The sequence below is a fragment of the Larkinella punicea genome, from assembly GCF_003334855.1.
GTDB classification, from domain to species: Bacteria; Bacteroidota; Bacteroidia; order Cytophagales; family Spirosomataceae; genus Larkinella; species Larkinella punicea.
Genome location: NZ_QOWE01000026.1, coordinates 112,005 through 130,960 on the forward strand (window position 1 = coordinate 112,005; position 18,956 = coordinate 130,960).

Annotated in this window: 16 protein-coding genes; 7 read left to right on the top strand and 9 right to left on the bottom strand. The window is 51.6% G+C overall.

Annotated elements, in window-relative coordinates:
- Positions 1 to 94 precede the first annotated feature (94 nt).
- Both DUE52_RS26380 and DUE52_RS26385 read left to right on the top strand, forming a co-directional pair.
- Entirely contained in the window at positions 95 to 1,165 is a 1,071-nt protein-coding gene (locus DUE52_RS26380) for a sensor histidine kinase (RefSeq protein WP_114409080.1), read from the top strand.
- A complete protein-coding gene (locus tag DUE52_RS26385; RefSeq protein WP_114409081.1) occupies positions 1,162 to 1,917 on the top strand; it encodes a LytR/AlgR family response regulator transcription factor in 756 nt (251 codons plus the stop codon). The genes DUE52_RS26380 and DUE52_RS26385 overlap by 4 nt, the downstream gene beginning before the upstream one ends.
- Here DUE52_RS26385 and DUE52_RS26390 read toward each other — a convergent pair.
- The 4 genes from DUE52_RS26390 to DUE52_RS26405 all read right to left on the bottom strand — a co-directional run bounded on the left by DUE52_RS26390 (position 1,889) and on the right by DUE52_RS26405 (position 6,891).
- Complete coding sequence (locus DUE52_RS26390) at positions 1,889 to 3,433, bottom strand: tagaturonate reductase (protein ID WP_114409082.1); 1,545 nt, start codon at positions 3,431 to 3,433, stop codon at positions 1,889 to 1,891. The two genes, DUE52_RS26385 and DUE52_RS26390, sit on opposite strands and share 29 nt — an antisense overlap.
- A 165-nt stretch (positions 3,434 to 3,598) precedes the next feature.
- A complete protein-coding gene (locus DUE52_RS26395) occupies positions 3,599 to 4,273 on the bottom strand; it encodes a bifunctional 4-hydroxy-2-oxoglutarate aldolase/2-dehydro-3-deoxy-phosphogluconate aldolase (protein WP_165841043.1) in 675 nt (224 codons plus the stop codon).
- 95 nt (positions 4,274 to 4,368) lie between these two features.
- Positions 4,369 to 5,364 (bottom strand): sugar kinase, encoded by a 996-nt coding sequence (locus DUE52_RS26400; RefSeq protein WP_114409084.1) that lies wholly within the window; start codon positions 5,362 to 5,364, stop codon positions 4,369 to 4,371.
- A 189-nt stretch (positions 5,365 to 5,553) separates the two neighbouring features.
- A complete protein-coding gene (locus tag DUE52_RS26405) occupies positions 5,554 to 6,891 on the bottom strand; it encodes an MFS transporter (RefSeq protein ID WP_114409085.1) in 1,338 nt (445 codons plus the stop codon).
- Between the two features lie 149 nt (positions 6,892 to 7,040).
- Here DUE52_RS26405 and uxuA point away from each other — a divergent pair, with 149 nt between their 5' ends.
- From uxuA to uxaC, 3 genes are all read left to right on the top strand, one after another.
- Positions 7,041 to 8,246 carry a mannonate dehydratase gene (gene uxuA / locus DUE52_RS26410; protein ID WP_114409098.1) on the top strand — a complete coding sequence of 402 codons (1,206 nt, stop codon included), beginning with the start codon at positions 7,041 to 7,043 and terminating at the stop codon, positions 8,244 to 8,246.
- 172 nt (positions 8,247 to 8,418) lie between these two features.
- Positions 8,419 to 9,060, top strand: a complete 642-nt coding sequence (locus tag DUE52_RS26415) for a hypothetical protein (RefSeq protein WP_114409086.1) — start codon at positions 8,419 to 8,421, stop codon at positions 9,058 to 9,060.
- Positions 9,061 to 9,092: 32 nt separating this feature from the next.
- Positions 9,093 to 10,505, top strand: a complete 1,413-nt coding sequence (gene uxaC, locus DUE52_RS26420) for a glucuronate isomerase (protein WP_114409087.1) — start codon at positions 9,093 to 9,095, stop codon at positions 10,503 to 10,505.
- Between the two features lie 144 nt (positions 10,506 to 10,649).
- Here uxaC and DUE52_RS26425 read toward each other — a convergent pair whose 3' ends face one another.
- The 4 genes from DUE52_RS26425 to DUE52_RS26440 all read right to left on the bottom strand — a co-directional run bounded on the left by DUE52_RS26425 (position 10,650) and on the right by DUE52_RS26440 (position 14,588).
- A complete protein-coding gene (locus DUE52_RS26425) occupies positions 10,650 to 11,942 on the bottom strand; it encodes a metal-dependent hydrolase family protein (RefSeq protein WP_114409088.1) in 1,293 nt (430 codons plus the stop codon).
- A gap of 93 nt (positions 11,943 to 12,035) precedes the next feature.
- Positions 12,036 to 12,491, bottom strand: a complete 456-nt coding sequence (locus DUE52_RS26430; RefSeq protein WP_114409089.1) for a DUF4920 domain-containing protein — start codon at positions 12,489 to 12,491, stop codon at positions 12,036 to 12,038.
- A 155-nt stretch (positions 12,492 to 12,646) separates the two neighbouring features.
- Entirely contained in the window at positions 12,647 to 13,678 is a 1,032-nt protein-coding gene (locus DUE52_RS26435) for a S41 family peptidase (protein ID WP_114409090.1), read from the bottom strand.
- 10 nt (positions 13,679 to 13,688) lie between these two features.
- On the bottom strand, positions 13,689 to 14,588 hold the full coding sequence (locus DUE52_RS26440; protein WP_133299953.1) for a hypothetical protein: 900 nt from the start codon (positions 14,586 to 14,588) through the stop codon (positions 13,689 to 13,691).
- A gap of 679 nt (positions 14,589 to 15,267) precedes the next feature.
- Here DUE52_RS26440 and DUE52_RS26445 point away from each other — a divergent pair.
- On the top strand, positions 15,268 to 15,801 hold the full coding sequence (locus tag DUE52_RS26445) for a YfiT family bacillithiol transferase (RefSeq protein WP_114409092.1): 534 nt from the start codon (positions 15,268 to 15,270) through the stop codon (positions 15,799 to 15,801).
- Between the two features lie 311 nt (positions 15,802 to 16,112).
- Here DUE52_RS26445 and DUE52_RS26450 read toward each other — a convergent pair whose 3' ends face one another.
- On the bottom strand, positions 16,113 to 17,486 hold the full coding sequence (locus tag DUE52_RS26450) for a Gfo/Idh/MocA family protein (RefSeq protein WP_114409093.1): 1,374 nt from the start codon (positions 17,484 to 17,486) through the stop codon (positions 16,113 to 16,115).
- Between the two features lie 336 nt (positions 17,487 to 17,822).
- Here DUE52_RS26450 and DUE52_RS26455 point away from each other — a divergent pair, with 336 nt between their 5' ends.
- On the top strand, positions 17,823 to 18,548 hold the full coding sequence (locus DUE52_RS26455; RefSeq protein WP_114409094.1) for a 3-keto-disaccharide hydrolase: 726 nt from the start codon (positions 17,823 to 17,825) through the stop codon (positions 18,546 to 18,548).
- The last annotated feature ends 408 nt before the right edge of the window (positions 18,549 to 18,956 follow it).

An 18,956-nucleotide genomic window follows, 5' to 3' on the forward strand; every position in this document is an offset into this window, starting at 1 on the left:
TTGGACAACCTGGTTTCATTTGATACCAGGTTGTTTTGTCGTTTCAGAAGATTTTTGAACCTGAGCGTTTTGCTCACAATCATCCTATCATCCCATGAATTTACTCACGTTACGTCGTACTGTTCCGGTCCTGACGCACGTTCTGGCCTGGGGCTTGCTGGGTTTTGCCCTGCTGGTTTATCAGCCATTGAACTGGGACGTTACGTTGCCCACCTTATTCTGGATCAAACAGGGAATTTACTTCTGTCTGCTGGTCGGCGCCTTTTACCTCAACACGCTGGTATTGGTGCCTCAACTGCTCTTCCAGGATAAAACCGGGATGTATGTAGGATCGCTTGTTCTGACGGCGGCCATTGTCCTGATCCTGCTGTTTAGCATCGATACCTGGTTTAACTTGCCGGAGCTGATGTTCAGGGCGTTTCATCCTGAGGGTGGGGTTCGGAAACCCCGGAACATCTGGGGCTGGAGCCAGTCGGTGCTGGTCACCACGTTTTTGATGTTAGGCATCGGAACCAGCATTGCCTCCGTTCAGAAATGGCAGGAAGACGCCCGGCTGCGGCTGAGTCTGGAACAGGCCCGGGTCAGTTCCGAATTGTCCTTTCTGAAAGCCCAGATCAACCCCCACTTCTTTTTCAATACGCTCAATAACATCTACGCGCTGACGCTCCTCGACGTGGAAGCGTCGCGGGAAGCCCTGCACCGGCTGTCGCGTATGATGCGGTACGTTCTCTACGAAACCGGCAACGATACCACCATGCTGAGCAAGGAAATCGACTTCGTTCAGGATTATATTCAACTCATGCAGCTTCGGTTGACGGATAAAGTAACCGTGACGCTCGAACAACCGACGCCCTTGCAGGATGTGCCGGTTGCGCCGATGCTGCTGTTGCCTTTTGTCGAAAATGCCTTTAAACACGGGGTCAGCGCCATGCGACCCAGCCGGATCAGTATTGTTATTCATCAGGAAGGGTCAAAGTTGGAAATGGAAGTGAGAAACACGATCTTTCCCGAAAAAAATCAGTCACTCGAAGTCGGCAGTGGCATCGGCCTCACCAACACACGTCGGCGGCTTGATTTGCTCTATCCCGAGCGCTATGAGCTTTCGGTGAAAGAAGACACCCCCGAAAACGAGTATCTGGTTCATCTGAACCTGCAACTCACATGACCCTCAATTGCATTGCGGTAGACGACGAACCCCTGGCCCTCGGGCTGGTGTGTGCGTTTGTCGAAAAAACGCCGTTTCTTACCCTGGCTGGTCGCTACAGCAGCGCCGTTGAAGCCTTACAGGGCCTGCACGATCATCCGGTCGATCTGTTGTTTCTGGATATTCAAATGCCCGATCTGACGGGCATGGAGCTTGCCCGCGTGCTGGAGCGGAATCAAACCGGCAGCGCCCCACGGATCATTTTCACAACGGCTTTCAATCATTTTGCGCTGGAAGGCTACAAGGTCGATGCGCTGGATTACCTGCTCAAACCGTTTAATTACGAAGAGTTTTTGCGGGCAGCCAACAAGGCCCGGGCCTACTTTGAGTTGATCAACCGGCCCCCCATCGCCTTGCCGGTTGCGCCCGAACCGGAAGAAGAATACCTGTTTCTGAAAGTGGAGTACCAACTGGTTCGGATTGCCTTCAACGACATTTTCTACATCGAAGGATTGAAGGATTACGTGAAAGTGCATTTGCGCAAAGACCGCCCCGAAGCCGTTCCGAAGCCGATTCTGTCGCTAACAAGCCTGAAAGCCCTGGAAGACAAACTGCCCTCCCGGCGGTTTATGCGCGTTCACCGCTCGTTTATCGTCGCACTGGACAAAATCGAGGCTGTAACGCGCAACACCATCCAGATTGGTTCGGCCACCATTCCGGTTAGTGACCAGCACAAAGACGCGTTTAATCAATTCCTGAGCCGCTGGTCGTAGACTCAGCGGTTGCCATCTGGCGTTCAATGGTCGCTTCAACGCCCAGCGTCAGCAGGTTATTAAGCTGCTCGGCAACGGCGTCGGCAAAACCGCTGAGGGGTCGCAGGTCCATTTCCCACAAGGCCGAATCGTCGCAGATGGCGTGAACGAAATTGCGCACCGAAGCCGCATCGTGTACATCGACTTTCTGCCACATATTGAAGAAATATTCGGCGTAATCGTCGCGGATGGGGTAGGTGATGATGCCACCGGAGGGCGTAGTCGCTTCGCCCAGATAAGCCCCTTTCTCGAACCGAACCGCTTTCATGAACCGTAGATAAGCCGCAAAGCCGAGCACCATTCGTTGCGGCACCTGTTGCTGCTGTTCCACAAATCGCTGAATGGTCGGCAGATTCCGGGCGCGCATTTTGGAGGTTTCCTGCATCGTAATGCTGAGCAGGAGGTGTTCAATATACGGGTTGCGGAACCGGTCGAGCACGTCGGCGGCAAATTCGCGCACGGCGTCCGGGTTTTCTTCCGGAATCATCCACTCGGGTAGGGTCGGCACAATCTCCTGGGTAATCACCTCCTCCACAAAACGGCCCATCAGCGGGTGCAGCATCATTTCGTTGACGGTTTCCAGACCGAGCAGATACGCCAGCGGTACGCTGATGGTATGGCCTCCATTCAGAACGCGAAGTTTGCGTTCGCGGTAAAAATTGATGTCTTCGTCGATCACAACGCTCGGGTCGGCTTTGGCAAAGGTCAGCACGCTTTTGACGCGGTCGTCGCCTTCGATGGCCCACAGCCGGTAGGGTTCGGCCATGATCAGTAGTTTATCTTCATAGCCCAGTTCTTCCTGTTTCCGGAGCAACGTTTCGGCGTCGGGCTTTCCCGGTACAATGCGGTCGACCAGCGAGTTACAGAAGCGAACGTGGTATTTCAGCCACTTCATAAACAGCTTGCCGAGTTCGTTGTGTTTGGCTACTTTTTCGACAATGTCGCGCAGTTTCAGCCCGTTGTCGGTAATCAGTTCGGTGGGAATGACCACCATCCCCTTGCTGCGTCCACCACCAAAATTCTTGAATCGTTCGTATAAAAAAGCCGTTAGTTTGGCCGGATACGACTGCGGAGGATTTTGAAAAATGCTCTCGGCTACATACTGAATTCCTACTTCGGTCGTGTTGGAAATGATGACCTGCAACGACGGTTTTTTGGCAATGTCGAGCACGGCTTTCCAGTCTTCCTTCGCCGAAATAACGCGGCTGACGGCCGATACCACCGTATGTTTATCCACCGTCTGACCCTTCTGAATTCCTCGCGTCACCACCGTATACAAACCGTCCTGTTCGGCAAATTCATCCGTTGCACCACCGGTGGATTTCACCACAACGATGCTGCCGTTGAAAATACCCTGCTGGTTGGCTTTGTGGATCAGGTAGTCGGGTAATCCGCGCAACAAAACGCCCGTGCCAAATTGCAGCACGCGCTCAGGGTGAATGGTGGCCGGATGATTTGAACGATTCAGTGGTGTCATGATGATGGATACGTTGCTTGGTTGCCTGGACGGCGTCAAATGTTACCAGTATTGTGTAAAAGTAAATCCTAAATGAATAGAGCGCAATTGTTAAGTTAAGAGTTAAGAATTATGAGTTAAGAGTTATTATGCGTCAGCCAACTCTTAATTCATCACTCTTAACTCTTAACTCTTAACTCTTAACTCCGCCAGAATGGCGAGCACTTCTTTGGCTTTTGTTTCGATCTGATCGTATTGGCGGTTGGCCAGCACCTCTTTCGGGAACAACTGGGAGCCAATGCCTACGGCGGTTACACCCGCCTTGAACCAGGTGCTGAGGCTTTCGCGGGTCGGTTCGACACCGCCCGTCACCATGACACTCGTCCATGGCATCGGCCCTTTCACGGCTTTGACAAAACCGGGTCCCAGCGTGTCGCCCGGAAAGACCTTGACCACTTCCACTCCAAACTCTTCGGCGGTTGAAATCTCGGTGAGCGTTGCACAGCCCGGCATATAGGCCACTTTCCGGCGGTTACAGGTTCGGGCGATGGACTCGTGAAACGACGGCCCCACGATGAAATTTGCCCCCGACTGAATGTAAAGGGCCGCCGTTCCGGCTTCTACCAGCGTTCCGGCTCCCAGCACCAGCTCCGGGAAATCGCGGGCGGCTATTTTGGCCAGTTCCGAAAACAGTTCGTGCGCAAAATCGCCCCGGTTCGTAAATTCGAACGCCCGGATGCCAGCCCGGTAGCAGGCCCCCAGCACTTCGCGACAAACGTCGGCATCGGCGTGATAAAAAACCGGTACCACTGGCACCTGCCGAATGGCCTGATAAACTTCTAATCTTGAAAAACGAGCCACAGTTTTTTTGGGAATGATGAATGATGAATGATGAACGATGAATGGGTTCCGCCATACACTCATCGTTCATCATTCATCATTCATCGTTTATAAAATCATCTTCTCAGTCGTCCCGACTTGTCACCACCGACCATGGCTTCTACTTCCTGAACCGAAACCAGGTTGGCGTCGCCTTCGACGGTGTGTTTCAGGGCCGAAGCGGCCGCGCCAAATTCAACGGCGTATTGCGGGTCGTTTTTGGTTAACAAACCGTAAATCAGCCCGGCCAGGTACGCATCACCACCCCCGATTCGGTCGACGATGTGCGTAATGTCATAAACGTCAGACGAATAGGTTTTTGAGCCGTCGAAAAACTTGGCCATAAGTCGGTTATGCGACGCGCTCAGTGATTGCCGTTCGGTGTCGGTAAAATACTGAATCCGCGGAAACTGGATCTGCATTTTCCGGCAGGCATCTTCGAAAGAGTCGGCTTTTACGCCGTAGAGTTCCTCGAAATTTTCCTGATTACCCAGCACCAGATCGCAACCGGCGGTCAGCGCGGGCAAAATGTCCTGCGGTCTTTTGCCGTATTTCCACAGATTACTCCGGAAATAAATATCACCCGAAACCATCACCCCCAGCCGGTTGGCCGTTTCGATGGCTTCCTGCAAACAATCAGCGGCCTGTTGCGACAGCGCCGGCGTGATGCCCGACCAATGGAACCAGTCGGCACCGGCCAGAATCGTTTCCCAGTCGAAATCGCCGGGTCGAATCAGCGAAAAAGCGGAGTCGTAGCGATCGTAAATGATCTGGCTGGCGCGACTCACGGCCCCGGTTTCCAGGAAATACAGCCCCAGCCGTCCGTCGCCAAAGCTGATGCTCGACGTGTCGACGCCGTGGTACCGCAAGGTTGCAGCCGCAGCACGGCCCAGGGCATGGTCGGGAAACCGGGTGACGTGGGCGGTCTGGCAACCGAAATAGGCCAGTGAAACCGCCACATTGGCTTCCGTTCCGCCATAGACCACATTCAACGAATGCGCCTGCGTAAATTTTGCAAAACCCGGTGGCGCCAGACGCATCATGACTTCACCGAAAGTGACAATTTTTTTCAAGTACTGAATGGTTTTTGATGGTTGAAAATGGGTTGATGGTTATATGGTTAAAATGGTTGAATGGTTTGGGATGGTTACATGGTTGAAAACGGGTGACTGACAACCATTTTTAACCATGTAACCATTTCCAGCCATTTTAACCATGTAACCATTTTCAGCCATTAACCCATTTAAAACCCTCTTTCAATTTTAAACACCGATACTTTCCAGTTCCTTTTTCGTTACCGGCTCCAGGGTTGGCGACAGGAAATGGATGATCACCAGCGCGATCAGATAAGTCGAACTGGCGATGATAAACAGCGGCAAATAGCCCAGACTGACACGGATATTGCCCGCCACAGCCGCCAGCAAAATGCCGCCCATTGCCCCGAACATTCCGCCAATACCGGTGACCGACGCCACGGCATTTTTTGGGAATAGGTCCGACGCGAATGTGTAAATATTGGCCGACCAGCCCTGGTGGGCGGCCGTCGCTAATGAAATCAAGGCAATTGCTACGTAAATACTACTGGTCTGAGCCGCAAAAAAAATTGGAACGACGCAAATTGCGCAGATCAGCATGGTGGTTTTACGAGCCCGGTTGGCCGACCAGCCCATGTGAATGAACTTGGACGAGAGCCAGCCAAACAGCACGCTGCCGCCATCGGAAACGATGTAAATAACCAGAAAAGGCAGGCCGACATTCTTCAAATCGAGCCGCTGGTCGAGCGATTCGCTGCTGTTGAAAAAATCGGGAAGCCAGCTCAGGTAAAACCACCAGATGGGGTCACACATGAACTTGCCGACAATGAACGCCCAGGTTTGTCGAAAACCGAGCAGGCGCCACCACGACAGCTTTTCTTCCGGCAGATCTTCTTCGTAATCCTGCTGAATATAAGCCAGTTCGGCCTTGGTCACCCGCGGGTGTTCTTCCGGGCGGTGGTAGATTCGGAGCCAGGCAATCAGCACCAGAAAACCCAGCAGACCCGTAGCGACAAACGAAAACCGCCAGCCAAACTGAATGGTCAGCCACGGAATCAGAACCGCTGTGGCAATGATCCCAACGTTGGTACCGGCATTGAAGAGACCCGTGGCAAATGAACGTTCCTTTTTGGGAAACCACTCGGCCACCGATTTGATCGCCGACGGAAAGTTGCCTGCTTCGCCGACGCCCAGCATAAACCGGACGATGTTGAGCCCCCGCAACGATCCAATGAACGCATTCAAAATGCCGGCAATGCTCCAGAGAATGATCGAAATGGAAAACCCCCGCTTCGTGCCCACCCGGTCGATGAGCCAGCCGATGAGGAGAAAACCCAGCGCGTAGGCCACTTTGAAAACCGTATCGACGTAACTATAGAGCACTTTAAACTGATCCAGATCACTTTCCGTCAGGGCTTCATCGGCCGCCTTGCCCATCATTTCCCGCCGGAACGTTTCGTCGATCATCGTGAACGACAGCACCTGCCGGTCGATGTAGTTGATGGTCGTTGCAAAAAACAGAAGCAGCACGATTCGCCAGCGATAATTTCCGGAGGGGGCGGACATTATGAAAAGGGGTTAGCGATGCTATAAAGACAAAATTTTGCCAAACTTACCGAAATGTCACGAAAAAATAGTAGATCGAAAGGCCGGAAGGCGAAATGAGTAGAGCCATTCAACGGCCTGCTTTTTCAATCAAAAATACGCGCAAAGAAATGGCATTAGAACAAACCTGGAGATGGTTCGGCCCTGCCGATCCCGTTAGTCTCGCCGACATCAAACAAGCCGGAGCGACGGGCATTGTAACGGCGTTGCACCATATTCCCAACGGACAGGTGTGGTCCGTCGATGAAATTACCACCCGCAAATCCATCATTGAAGCCGGTGCCCCCGGCGAACACCGCCTGACGTGGTCGGTGGTCGAAAGCATTCCGGTTCACGATGCCATCAAAACCCGCTCCGACGGTTTTCAGCAGTATATTGAAAATTACAAAGAGTCGATTGTCAACCTGGGCCGCTGCGGCATCGATACGGTTTGCTACAATTTTATGCCGGTGCTGGACTGGACCCGCACCGATCTGGACTACCTGATGCCGGACGGGTCGACGGCTTTGCGGTTTGATGCCACGGAGTTTGCGGCTTTTGAATTGTTCATTCTGAAACGCCCCGGTGCCGAAGCACATTATTCGTCCGAACAACTTCTGAAAGCTCGAAACCGCTTTGAAGCCCTCGATGAAGCCGCAGCCCGGCGTTTGCAGTTAAATATTCTGGCGGGTTTGCCGGGTTCGGAAGAAAGCTATACGGTGGAGCAGTTTCAGGAAACCCTGAATGCCTATAAGCACATCGGCGACAAGGAATTACGCGAAAATCTCTACGCGTTTTTGCGGGAAATTGCACCCGTTGCGCAGGATGCGGGCGTTCGGCTGTCGATCCATCCCGATGATCCCCCGTATCCGATTCTGGGTCTTCCCCGCGTAGTGAGTACGGAAGCCGACGCCCGGATGGTGCTGGATGCGGTCGATGTGCCCGCCAACGGCCTGTGTTTCTGCACCGGTTCTTATGGTGTTCGGCCCGACAACGATCTGGTGGGCATGGTGGATCGCCTGGGAAACCGCATTCATTTTATTCATTTGCGCAGTACGAAACGCGACGAAGAGGGCAACTTTTTTGAAGCCAATCACCTGGACGGCGATGTGGATATGTTCGGCGTCATCAGTGCGTTGCTGGGCGAACAGCGACGCCGGGAAGAGGAAGGACTGGAAGATTTCAGAATGCCGTTCCGTCCCGATCACGGCCACAAAATGCTCGATGACCTGAATTCCGGAAAACGGACGAACCCCGGTTACACGGCCATCGGACGACTGCGCGGACTCGCCGAACTCCGTGGCCTGATGCTGGGAATCGAGCGGTCGAGTCTGTAAAACGACACCTGTTAGGTCTTCAAGACCTAACAGGTGTTAAAACCGAGTCTGTATTTTTTGTATATTGGTAGAAGTAAGACCGATTGACGGTTGACGGTTTTTAGTGTACGGTGGGGCTGTAGTGATGGTCCACCGTAGACTGAAAACCGCCAACTGAAAACCGTAAACCAAAATGGCTGAGGTTCAGGAAAAACAAATTAACAAACGCAGTCCGGAGCAGCGCGAGGCCCGGATTGCCAGGGCTCGTTTGCTCGAATCGCTCGTCTATGAGATGTGGGCCGGCAAACCGGTTTATTACGCCGGATACAAGGATGTATTGAACGGGACTAAAGCGGTTGAAGAAGTAATGAGTTCGAGTTTATTACAGGGGATTCTGGTCGCCAAACTGGTCGCGCGACTAATGAATGCATTGAATGAGGATGAGTTTACGGTCGTTACCAACGAATTGGGCATTCAATTTAAAAAGAACGATTGGCGTGCCTGCGACGTGGCGATTTTTTCCACGGCGCAATTGGCGGATCAGGATCTGACCAAATACGCCTGGATACCGCCGAAAATTGCGATAGCAGTGGACACCAAAGCCGACTTCACCCGCTTTCATTCCGATTTTAATTATTACCAGGAAAAAACCACGCAGTTGCTGAATTTTGGCACCGAAAAGGTCATCTGGATTTTTACCGAATCAAAAAAAATCTGGATCGCCGAACCGGGAAAAGACTGGATTTTGAAAAACTGGGACCAGCCCATCGACGTGCTGCCAGGCTGTTCGTTTGTACTTGATGTCCTGTTGACGGGTAAAAAGCCGACGCCTTAGCCTTTATTGGGTGAACGCAACCCCGTACGACCATGCTGGTTGATCAACCCATCAAATCCTTTTTAGACGAAGATTTTCTTCTCCAGACCGATACCGCCCGGCGGCTCTACCACGACTACGCCAAGGCGATGCCCATCATCGATTACCACTGCCACCTGCCGCCCGATCAGATTGCTGCCGATAAAACGTTCGAGAACCTGACGCAAATCTGGCTTTATGGCGACCACTACAAATGGCGGGCCATGCGCACCAATGGTGTGGCCGAAAAATACTGTACCGGCGATGCGTCGGATTACGAAAAGTTTCAGAAGTGGGCCGAAACCGTGCCGTACACGATGCGGAATCCGCTGTACCACTGGACGCACATGGAGCTGAAAAACCCGTTCGGCGTCGAAACCGTGCTGAATGGTGCCACCGCCCGCGAAGTGTACGACCGCTGTACGGAACAACTCCCCGGCATGTCGACCCGCACCCTGCTGCGGCATTTCAACGTGAAAACCGTCTGCACCACCGACGATCCGACGGATTCGCTGGAGTACCATAAAAAGATTGCCGCCGACGGTTTTGAGGTAAAAGTGTTGCCCACGTTCCGGCCCGACAAAGCGATGGCGATCGACGACGTTGCGGTTTTTCAGGCGTATGTAAAGCGCGTAGGAGAGGTTTGCAACCAGGAAATTCGCTCGCTCGACACGTTCATGGAATGCCTGAAACAACGGCATGACTACTTTGCCCAGGCGGGTTGTCGCCTTTCCGACCACGGTCTGGAACTGATTTATGCCGAGCCATATACAGAATCGGAAGTGAGCGGTGTCTTTCAGAAATTACTGTCGAATGGTGCCCTGAGTGAAACCGAGAGCCTGCAATTCAAGTCGTATATGCTCGACCGGTTTGCGGAATGGGACTGGGAAAAAGGCTGGACGCAGCAATTCCACCTGGGTGCGCTGCGGAACAACAACAAACGCGCGTTGCGGACGCTCGGCCCCGATACGGGTTGGGATAGCATCGGTGATTTCCGGCAGGCGAGTCCGCTGGCCCGGTTTTTAGGGGGACTGGATGACCGCGATCAACTGGCGAAAACCATTCTGTATAACCTCAATTCCGGCGATAATGAAGTGATGGCCACGATGATCGGTAACTTTAACGATGGATCGATGCCGGGTAAAATTCAGTTCGGCTCGGGTTGGTGGTTTCAGGACCAGAAGGAGGGAATGCAGAAACAGATCAACGCGCTGTCGAACATGGGTTTGCTGAGCCGGTTTGTCGGGATGCTGACCGATTCGCGCAGTTTTCTGTCGTATCCGCGCCACGAATATTTCCGCCGGATTCTCTGCAATATCTTCGGCAATGACGTCGAAAACGGCGAACTGCCCAACGACATCGACTGGATCGGCAAACTGGTGCAGGATATTTGTTACAATAATGCGAAGGAGTATTTTAGGTTTTAAAAGCAGGGAAAGTGTAACTCTTATTCGTTTTTTGCCCCTAAATCCCCTAAAGGGGACTTGGACACGGAATCATCCGGATGCAAAAAGTCCCCTTTAGGGGATTTAGGGGCAAAAAACGAATAGCCTAATTTATCATTCCCCATTTCACTGTTTATACACTTTTCCTTCTTTCATCACAAACCGCACCTGTTGCAGCGTTTTGATGTTTTGAACGGGATTTTCGTCGACGGCAATCAGGTCGGCGAGTTTGCCGGTTTCGACCGAGCCAATCTGCGATTTCATCCCCAGCAACTCGGCATTGACCATTGTCGCCGATTTGATCGCTTCCAGGGGTGGCATTCCCGCTTCAACCATGTACTCAAATTCCTTCGCATTGTAGCCGTGAACGAAAACGCCGGCATCCGTACCGAATGCAATTTTGACTCCGGCTTTGTAGGCTTTGGCGAAGGTCGCCTGAATCAGTGGGCCGATGGCGAGGGCTTTGCGGGTAACAAAAGGCGTATAATACCCGAATATTTTGGCCGAATCGGAGGTCACTTTCCCGGCAATAATGGTGGGGACGTAATAGGTGCCGTGTTTTTTGAATAACTCGATGGCTTCATCGTCCATCATCGTGCCGTGCTCGATGGTGGTTACCCCCGCGCGGATGGCCCGCTTCATGCCTTCAGCACCGTGGGCGTGGGCTGCAACGGCAAAACCGTAATCTTTGGCGGCTTCGACTACTGCCCGAACTTCTTCTTCGGTAAACTGCGGTCCCGAACCATCTTTGGCGTTGCTCAACACCCCGCCCGTGGCCGTAATTTTGATCAGGTCAGAACCGTCTTTGTAGCGTTGCCGAACGGCTTTGCGGGCTTCTTCGGGGCTGTTGATGACGCCTTCCAGCGGACCCGGATCACCCATCAAATCCTTGCGGTAGCCGTTGGTCGGGTCGGCATGACCGCCAGTGGTGGCAATGGTTTTCCCCGCCGTAAAAATGCGCGGACCGTCGACCAGCCCCCGGTTGATGGCATTGCGCAAGGCCACGTTGACGCCACTGCCGCCCAGATCCCGAACGGTCGTAAAACCGGCCATTAGGGTAGTTTGGGCGTATTTGGCCGACTGAAAAGCCACATCCGGTACGTTCATCGTAAACCGGTCGAGGGTTCCGCCCCGGCGGGTTTCGCCTTCGAGGTGGACGTGCATATCGATCAGGCCGGGCAACACGGTTTTGCTTTTCAGGTCGACCACCCGATCCGAAGCCGCCGGTTTGGCATAGCCTTTCTGAATGGCGGTAATTTTCGTGCCTTCCACGATCACGGTCATTTCGCGCTGGAGGTCGTTGCGAACGCCGTCGAGCAGGTTGCCGCAGTGAATCAGGGTGCGTTGCTGGGCCAGCGTTAGCAGGGGCGACGTCAGGAATACGAGAAGGAGTACGGCGGAAAGGTAGTTTTTTTTCATGCAGTTGGATTTTAAAAAGCAAAAAAGCCGCAGAGGTTGCGGCTTTCAAGATACACATTTATCGGACGCCCGAAGATGGTTTAATCGGGCTTTTTATTTCTTCACGATCACCCCATCGGCCACAAACGTGATGGCTTTTTCGGGCTCGGTTATTTTGGCAATTTCTTCCTTGCTTTTACCGGCATCTTCGGCATAGTGACGCAACTCGGCTATGGAAGTGGTTTTGGTTTCGGCGGTTCCTTCAAAAACGACGCTTTTGCCAACGATGTCTTTCGGAACAAAGAAACCATAGTCGCGGAACCGCACCAGCATGGCCTGGCCGTCGGCGGCTTTGACGCGCATCCAGCAGCCTTTCACCTGACAAACCGACTCGACGGTGCCTTCCACTTTGGTTTCCAGTTTTGTCTTGTCGCCCATTTTGGCGGGCAGCTCGGTGGTTGGCGTGGCGTGGTCGGCGGTTATTTTTTTGCCGTGGTAGCTGACGTTGTCCTGTGCGACGGCGCTAAGCGAGATTCCGAGGGCGAGGGTCAGGATGGCTAACGTTTTCATAGTCTGTCTGATGCGGTTTTAACATGATTGATTACAAAAATAGTAAAAAAGACAATCCGTTGATTGTAAATCATGAGGTTACGAAAGGCAGTATTTGGTAAACATTTTTAGGTGAAACTGATTCATGCTCTCCATTTATAAAAGATCTATGTATTTCAATACCTCATGGCCAACTCCAGCGTTTTATCAACCCCTGCCAATACATCAGCCTGCTGGTTTTTACTATAAATATGTGGTGAAATCCCAATACCTTCATAACTCTTACCGTCAGATCCCCGGTAGTCTCCTACACTCACGGTGATAAGCCACCCGTTTAGCAATTGAAAAGGCACCGTATCAGAAAAGGCACCGGCCGTTGTTTCTCCCATTTGAATTACATTTACATTTTCCCGCATGGCAAATGTAAATGTTTCACCGGCGCTGATGGTATGAGAAGTGGTTAGTAAAATGACGGGCTTTGTATACTGACTTCCACCCTCCGGCTCTACATACCATTCCAAGACGCTTTCAAAATCATCATGTGCCGGACCATTTCTTTTTTGGGAGGTCATAAACAGCCTTTTTGACTTGGCAAACCGGCCTGCGATGTACTTGCTTATATTGTCGCTCCCGCCATGGTGACCCCTGATATCAAAGACAATTTTTCTGCTGGAAGCCAACGCTTTGATGGCTTTGTCCATGGCCTTTTTAATATCTGAAAGATTGTCCATGTGGGATGAAACGTGTATATAACCTATCTCATCTGAAAGTTTTCCATAGCCAAAATTTTCCGTGCATTCCTGGTATTCAATTAGATAATGATTACGAACCGTTTTGAAAAGAAAGTCTTGTTGAGCGGGAATATGACCATTGTGGCCGCTGTTATAATCTGTCAGTATGGGGTCGGTTGTAATAATATTCACATGTTGATCCTTTAGGATGCTTAGCGCAGAAGAAAGGACGGCAAACAATTCTTTTTCGTTCTTTGCAGCCCTGGCCAGGGGCAGATGCGAAGTATATACGGCATCCCAGTCTATCTTGTTTACCAGAAAGAGGCCGTAGTGACTGTCGAATTTTTCCCACATTAGCTGAAAGTTATTTTCATAAGAATTATCCGGCTTCACCTCCACCAGCATTTTTTCGCAGGAAGTAAAAGAGAGAACTACCAGCATCAAAATGCCGAAGCTTATGGTTTTTTTTATATTCATTTTAGTACGATTAAAAAGTGAATCCAAGAGTCAACTGACTACCTGCTTGTGTAAGGTGTTCCGGTTTGTAATAGTGTACCCATAAAGCTTGGTAGGCGATATCAGTTGTAAACTTTTTGCTTACCAGCCAATGATATTTTACAGAAAATCGGAAATCTTGAAAATGGTTGAGTGTTTCAATATGATTATTGTCCATGAAGAAACCTGCTAGTCCAGACCTGCCAGGTATGTTAGGCGAATTGTGGTAAGGCATCCTGGTGACCAGCGATACAAGAGGAACGGACAGACCGAAACTGAGGGGTTTTCCATTCCACAGTAAGTAATCCAGCCTTGCTTTTGCATTTAATGAACCGTAGTTGATCGTGCCTATATTCAGAAAACCAGGGGTGAACGTGAAGTTTTCTTCAAGGCTACCTCCCAGATACAGTGTTGTTTTGGGAGTAACCGGTTTTGACAGTTTATGTAGGTAGCCAATTTCCAGATTGAATCCCAATTGGCTTAATGCAAGTTGATTTAACTCAGCGGTTTCAGAACCATGGATATCCGTTTCCTGAATATAAAAATCCAGGTCTGGACCGGAAACCGGTGTCAGAGATCCCAAAAATACATTTAGATTAGTAAAGAAGATTCCCTTTTTCAAGCGATTGGAATAACCCAACTGCACATTTGTTCTGACCGATTGAAATGTAGTGGGCGAGTACTGAAAATCCACCGTTTTACTGTAAGTGGCACCTAGCCCTACTCTGAATTGATTTTTGCTGAGAAGAAAATCCTTATTTTGCTGAGCCTGAGTTTGATTGGGAAAAACCATACTCAAGAAGGCAATGGCAATCAGGAAGCTCAATCTCCGGGAAGCTGGTGCGGCTTCGCCTTTGGCTTCTGTGCCTTTTTGGGTAATTTTTGTTTTCATGATTGAAAGGATATGAAGTGGTTTAAACTTTAGAGAAAACCGCACGAGGGGTTCCGCCCCAAAGTGGTGTGAATTTTGAGCTGAGCCGCCGGGCGTTGCAAGCTTCAAATAAGAAAAGCGACAGGAGTTTTTGATCATTTGCACTATTTCCTGTGACTGTTTTGGTCGTTGCCGCCACAATACTAACCAAGACCCGATGAATCGGGAAGGGCGAAGTTTCAATGGGGTACTTTGGGGCTACAATGGGTCGGTTTGAAGCTTCAACGGGTAATTGCCATTTTGCATTTTCTTTACGTTGCCCGAAGGCCACAATTCAATTGCCAGCCGTTATTTGGCAGGCTCGAACAAATGACCGAGTTTAGTCTTACCATCCCGGTCAGGATCACATAGGGAGCACCTCGCTATTTCTGGTGAATAAACCTGTATTCCTCATTATGGAACCCGCCGTATTCTTTTCCGTTCTGGTTATTCTGATTGCTAGCCTGGCTTCCAGAATCAAGAAGAAAAATGATCCTTTTTCGTAACGTTCAGCGATGTATACATTAACACGCTTCCTGACATGCATGTAGTCCGTTCCATGTCATTTATTTCAATGGAATGCCTGTCGATCGACAGGCATTCCATCTTTTTTTAGAACTTGCCGGTTCAACGCATACAAAACCACGGCTTTTGAACAGATATGGAAAACCGGAAATACCCCATCGGCCCCCTCACGATGCAGGAAACCTACTCATCAGGGGAATTGCAGCACTTGATTGTGATTCTTTCAGCCATGCCCGCCCGCTACCGGGAGTTGGTCGAAAACCTGTCGCCGGAAGAGTTGGCCAAGACCTACCGCGAGGGGAGCTGGACCGTTCAGCAATTGATTCACCACGTCAGCGACATTCAACTGCTGCATTTTCTGCGGATGAAAAAAGCCCTCACCGAGCCTGATTATGAGGTCGTCACCCTGATCAACATGGACGGCTGGGTGGCCACACCGGATTCGCTGACCGCGCCGATTGAAGATTCGCTGGTGTCGTTTGATGGCATCACGCGCCGGTATGTCTACCTGCTGAAATCGCTGACGGATGAGCAGTTGGCGATCAAATACTATCATCCAATTCGGAAACTCTGGTTCAGCCAGGCGCAGGCCATCGCCATGTCGGCCTGGCACACGCAGCACCACCTGGCGCACATCAAACTGGCGCTGGCGGGAGAGGCTACTACATAAGTCATCCCTACGGGATTAGTTGGTTAAACCGGGGGCTACAATATGATTAATCCCTACGGGATTAATTGCAATCGTCAGCAGGTTAAAGCCAAGTGCTATAATACGAATTATCCCTACGAGATTGGTTGCAATCTTCAGCGGGTTAAACCGGAGGCTACAAAATGGATCATCCCTACGGGATTGATTGCCAAGGGTAATCCCGTAGGGATGATCCATTTTGTAGGAACCACATCCGCTTCTACGGAAAATGAATCCCGTAGGGATGAATCATTTTGTAGCCGCCAGTTTTGACCGGGTTAAAGAGGGGCAATTTACAACCCCGCAATGCGCCAGCCATCGCGGTAAATTCGGCTCAGGTAGCGCTCGGCATCGGGATTATTCGGGAATTTCATTCGGGCAGCGTCCCATTCCAGCAGTTGCCCCGGCACCCGAATCGCAACGGTCCCCAGTAAAATAGCCTCGGTCATTGGCCCGGATTGGGCAAAATGGGATTCGGTTTTCGGGCCGCCCAGACAAGCCTCCGCAAAGTGGTGGTAATGGTTGCGTTCTTCCAGTTCCGGCACTTTGTAGTCCTTGAATTGGTCGCCCGGCAGCAAAACCGGCATCTTGCCGTGCGGAATCAGCAGGGCACCTTTCGTGCCGATCAGCATTGCCGACTCGGCGGGATAGTCGGTCACCGAGAACAAGGCCCGAATTTCTTCGGGCGGGTAAAATTCTCCGTCGAACCACTCGACCGGCAGGGTGCGGGCAGCGGTCATTTTGTTGCCCGGAAACGACCACGTAATGTGGTTGCCCTGCGGCCAGGTGTCACCCCGGCGGGCGGGTGAGTCTTCCCAGGATTTTTGCACTTCGGCAATCACCGACTTGGGCGGTTTCAGGCCCAATCCTTTCCAGACGGCGTCGAAAATGTGGCAGCCGATGTCGCCCGACCAGCCGGTGCCAAAATCCTGCCACGCCCGCCATTTGGTCGGGTGATAAATGTCCGGCGAAAAAGGACGCATCGGGGCCGTGCCCACCCACAGATCCCAGTTCAGGGTCGGGGGGGCTTCCTGGGGTTCGGCCGGGCGCGGGCCAACGAGCCGGTAATGTTCTACGGCACCGGGGCGGTTGGAGCAGAGATAGGCGTGTTTTATCTTGCCGATGGCTCCCTCTTTGATCCACTGAACGGCGGTACGGTCGCCTTTGCCCGCGGCTATCTGCGTGCCGAGCTGGGTCACGACGCCAGCCTTGACGGCGGCTTCGGTCAGCACCCTAACCTCGGCCACATCGTGGCACATCGGTTTTTGGCAATACACGTGTTTTCCGTTCCGGATGGCCTGAATGGCAATGGCAAAGTGATTATGATCCGGCACGGTGACGTTGACCGAGTCAATTTTATCGCCTTCTTTTTCAAGGAGTTCGCGCCAGTCGGTATATGTGCGGGCCTGTGGGTAGGCGTCGGAAGCCTTTTTCAACCGGATCGCGTCCACATCGCAGATTGCTACAATATTGACCCTCGGATGCTTACCGAATTGGTTGAGGTCGCCCCAGCCCATGCCGCCTACGCCAATGCAGGCATGGTTGAGTTTGTCGTTCGGGCCGAGCTTTCTTTTTGAAGCCTGGAGCACCAGCGGAGGGGCCAGTGCGGTGGCCGCAGCCGCCAGCAGAAAATCCCGCCGGGACACGGTAAAAGCGTTATCTTTCATTTTCAAAGGGAGTAGGTTTAGAATTCAGTAAGCAAAATCGGCGGGTCAACTACTCCGTTCCGGCGCGTTAACCCGATGTAAATTAATTGGATCATCGAAAATTTCCAATCGGCAATTTACCGAAACCCGCTTATCTTTAGTGCACCTTTACGGATTGATTCCAAACCCCTTTTTCTGATGAACTATTCTGCTTTTCGCCTTTTCGCTTCAGCCCCTAAATCCCCTAAAGGGGACTTGGACTCAGCACACTCCAGATGCAGAAAGTCCCCTTTAGGGGATTTAGGGGCTATTATACATAAGTTTTTCGCCCTTAGTTTACTAATTTCATTGCATTCAATGATTTCAGCCAACGTTCAGGCGCAGGTTGGCGTCGGCACCAGCGCGCCCAAAGGGGCTGAAATCCTGTTTGACGGGTCCCGCCAGATGCTCGATTCGAAGTGGATCTACTGGGAAGGCCCCCGGTTTGCCGCCACCCCGCCCATTAAATGGACCATTGAAAAAGATCCAGACGGAAAAGGCACGGTTCTGAACACCAACGACCCCACGGCTGCGGGTGGAAAATACGGCACCGCCGACATCGTGACGAAGCAAGCGTTCCGGGATTTCCGGCTGCATATCGAGTTTTATATTCTGAAACCGGGCGGCAACAGTGGGGTGTATCTACAAAACCGCTACGAAATTCAGGTGCTCGATGGCGACACCACTTCGCACGGGATGGCGGCCGTGATCAACGAAACGCCGTCACCGTACCACGCTTACAACGGCGTCGGAAAATGGAATTCGTATGACATCGTTTTTCGGGCGGCCCGGTTTCAGGACGGCAAGCGCACCGAAAAAGCCCGGCTGACGATGTATTTCAACGGCAAAAAAGTGCATACCAATCAGGACATCAATCAGGTGTGGGGCGGACCCAATTCGGGCATCGACGGCGGGAATGATGGGGGCAAAGGCATCACCGATACACCGGGCGGCCTGAAGCTTCAGGCCGAAGGGCACGATGTCTATTATCGCAACATCTGGATCAAAGAACTGGATCTGAAAAAAGCGGACACGGATTTTTGAAAAAGGGAAGGATAAATGATGAATGTAGGACTTCCGCTTTTGCCCCTAAATCCCCTAAAGGGGACTTTAGCATCCGGAGAATTCCGAGTCCAAGTCCCCTTTAGGGGGTTGGGGGCGAAAAGCGGACCGATATTGCTAACTTTAAAGATCCTAATTTCCAGAACTTAACAGCCCTCCCCTTTAGGGGATTTAGGGGCAGAAAGCGGAAGTCTCAATGTAAAATGATGAATGTTTAATGTAAAAGTGGTAGGCGCTCTTTGACTTTACCATTTAACATTCATCATCAGTACTGTACGAAGGATTGGTTTAACTCCTTCGGGCTTGGTGTGCTAAGTATTTTCTGAGTAGCTCAACGCCGTTGGGTAAGTCGAGGACTTCCAGAATGACGTTGGCTTGTAGTTCTTTGAA

Bases quoted from the DNA above. Each gene is read 5' to 3' on its own strand.
- uxuA (WP_114409098.1), top strand. From the start codon at position 7,041: ATGGCATTAGAACAAACCTGGAGATGGTTCGGCCCTGCCGATCCCGTT.
- DUE52_RS26405 (WP_114409085.1), bottom strand. From the start codon at position 6,891: ATGTCCGCCCCCTCCGGAAATTATCGCTGGCGAATCGTGCTGCTTCTG.
- DUE52_RS26380 (WP_114409080.1), top strand. From the start codon at position 95: ATGAATTTACTCACGTTACGTCGTACTGTTCCGGTCCTGACGCACGTT.
- DUE52_RS26425 (WP_114409088.1), bottom strand. From the start codon at position 11,942: ATGAAAAAAAACTACCTTTCCGCCGTACTCCTTCTCGTATTCCTGACG.
- DUE52_RS26450 (WP_114409093.1), bottom strand. From the start codon at position 17,486: ATGAAAGATAACGCTTTTACCGTGTCCCGGCGGGATTTTCTGCTGGCG.
- DUE52_RS26440 (WP_133299953.1), bottom strand. From the start codon at position 14,588: ATGAAAACAAAAATTACCCAAAAAGGCACAGAAGCCAAAGGCGAAGCC.
- DUE52_RS26385 (WP_114409081.1), top strand. From the start codon at position 1,162: ATGACCCTCAATTGCATTGCGGTAGACGACGAACCCCTGGCCCTCGGG.
- DUE52_RS26455 (WP_114409094.1), top strand. From the start codon at position 17,823: ATGATTTCAGCCAACGTTCAGGCGCAGGTTGGCGTCGGCACCAGCGCG.
- uxaC (WP_114409087.1), top strand. From the start codon at position 9,093: ATGCTGGTTGATCAACCCATCAAATCCTTTTTAGACGAAGATTTTCTT.
- DUE52_RS26390 (WP_114409082.1), bottom strand. From the start codon at position 3,433: ATGACACCACTGAATCGTTCAAATCATCCGGCCACCATTCACCCTGAG.
- DUE52_RS26435 (WP_114409090.1), bottom strand. From the start codon at position 13,678: ATGAATATAAAAAAAACCATAAGCTTCGGCATTTTGATGCTGGTAGTT.
- DUE52_RS26415 (WP_114409086.1), top strand. From the start codon at position 8,419: ATGGCTGAGGTTCAGGAAAAACAAATTAACAAACGCAGTCCGGAGCAG.
- DUE52_RS26430 (WP_114409089.1), bottom strand. From the start codon at position 12,491: ATGAAAACGTTAGCCATCCTGACCCTCGCCCTCGGAATCTCGCTTAGC.
- DUE52_RS26445 (WP_114409092.1), top strand. From the start codon at position 15,268: ATGGAAAACCGGAAATACCCCATCGGCCCCCTCACGATGCAGGAAACC.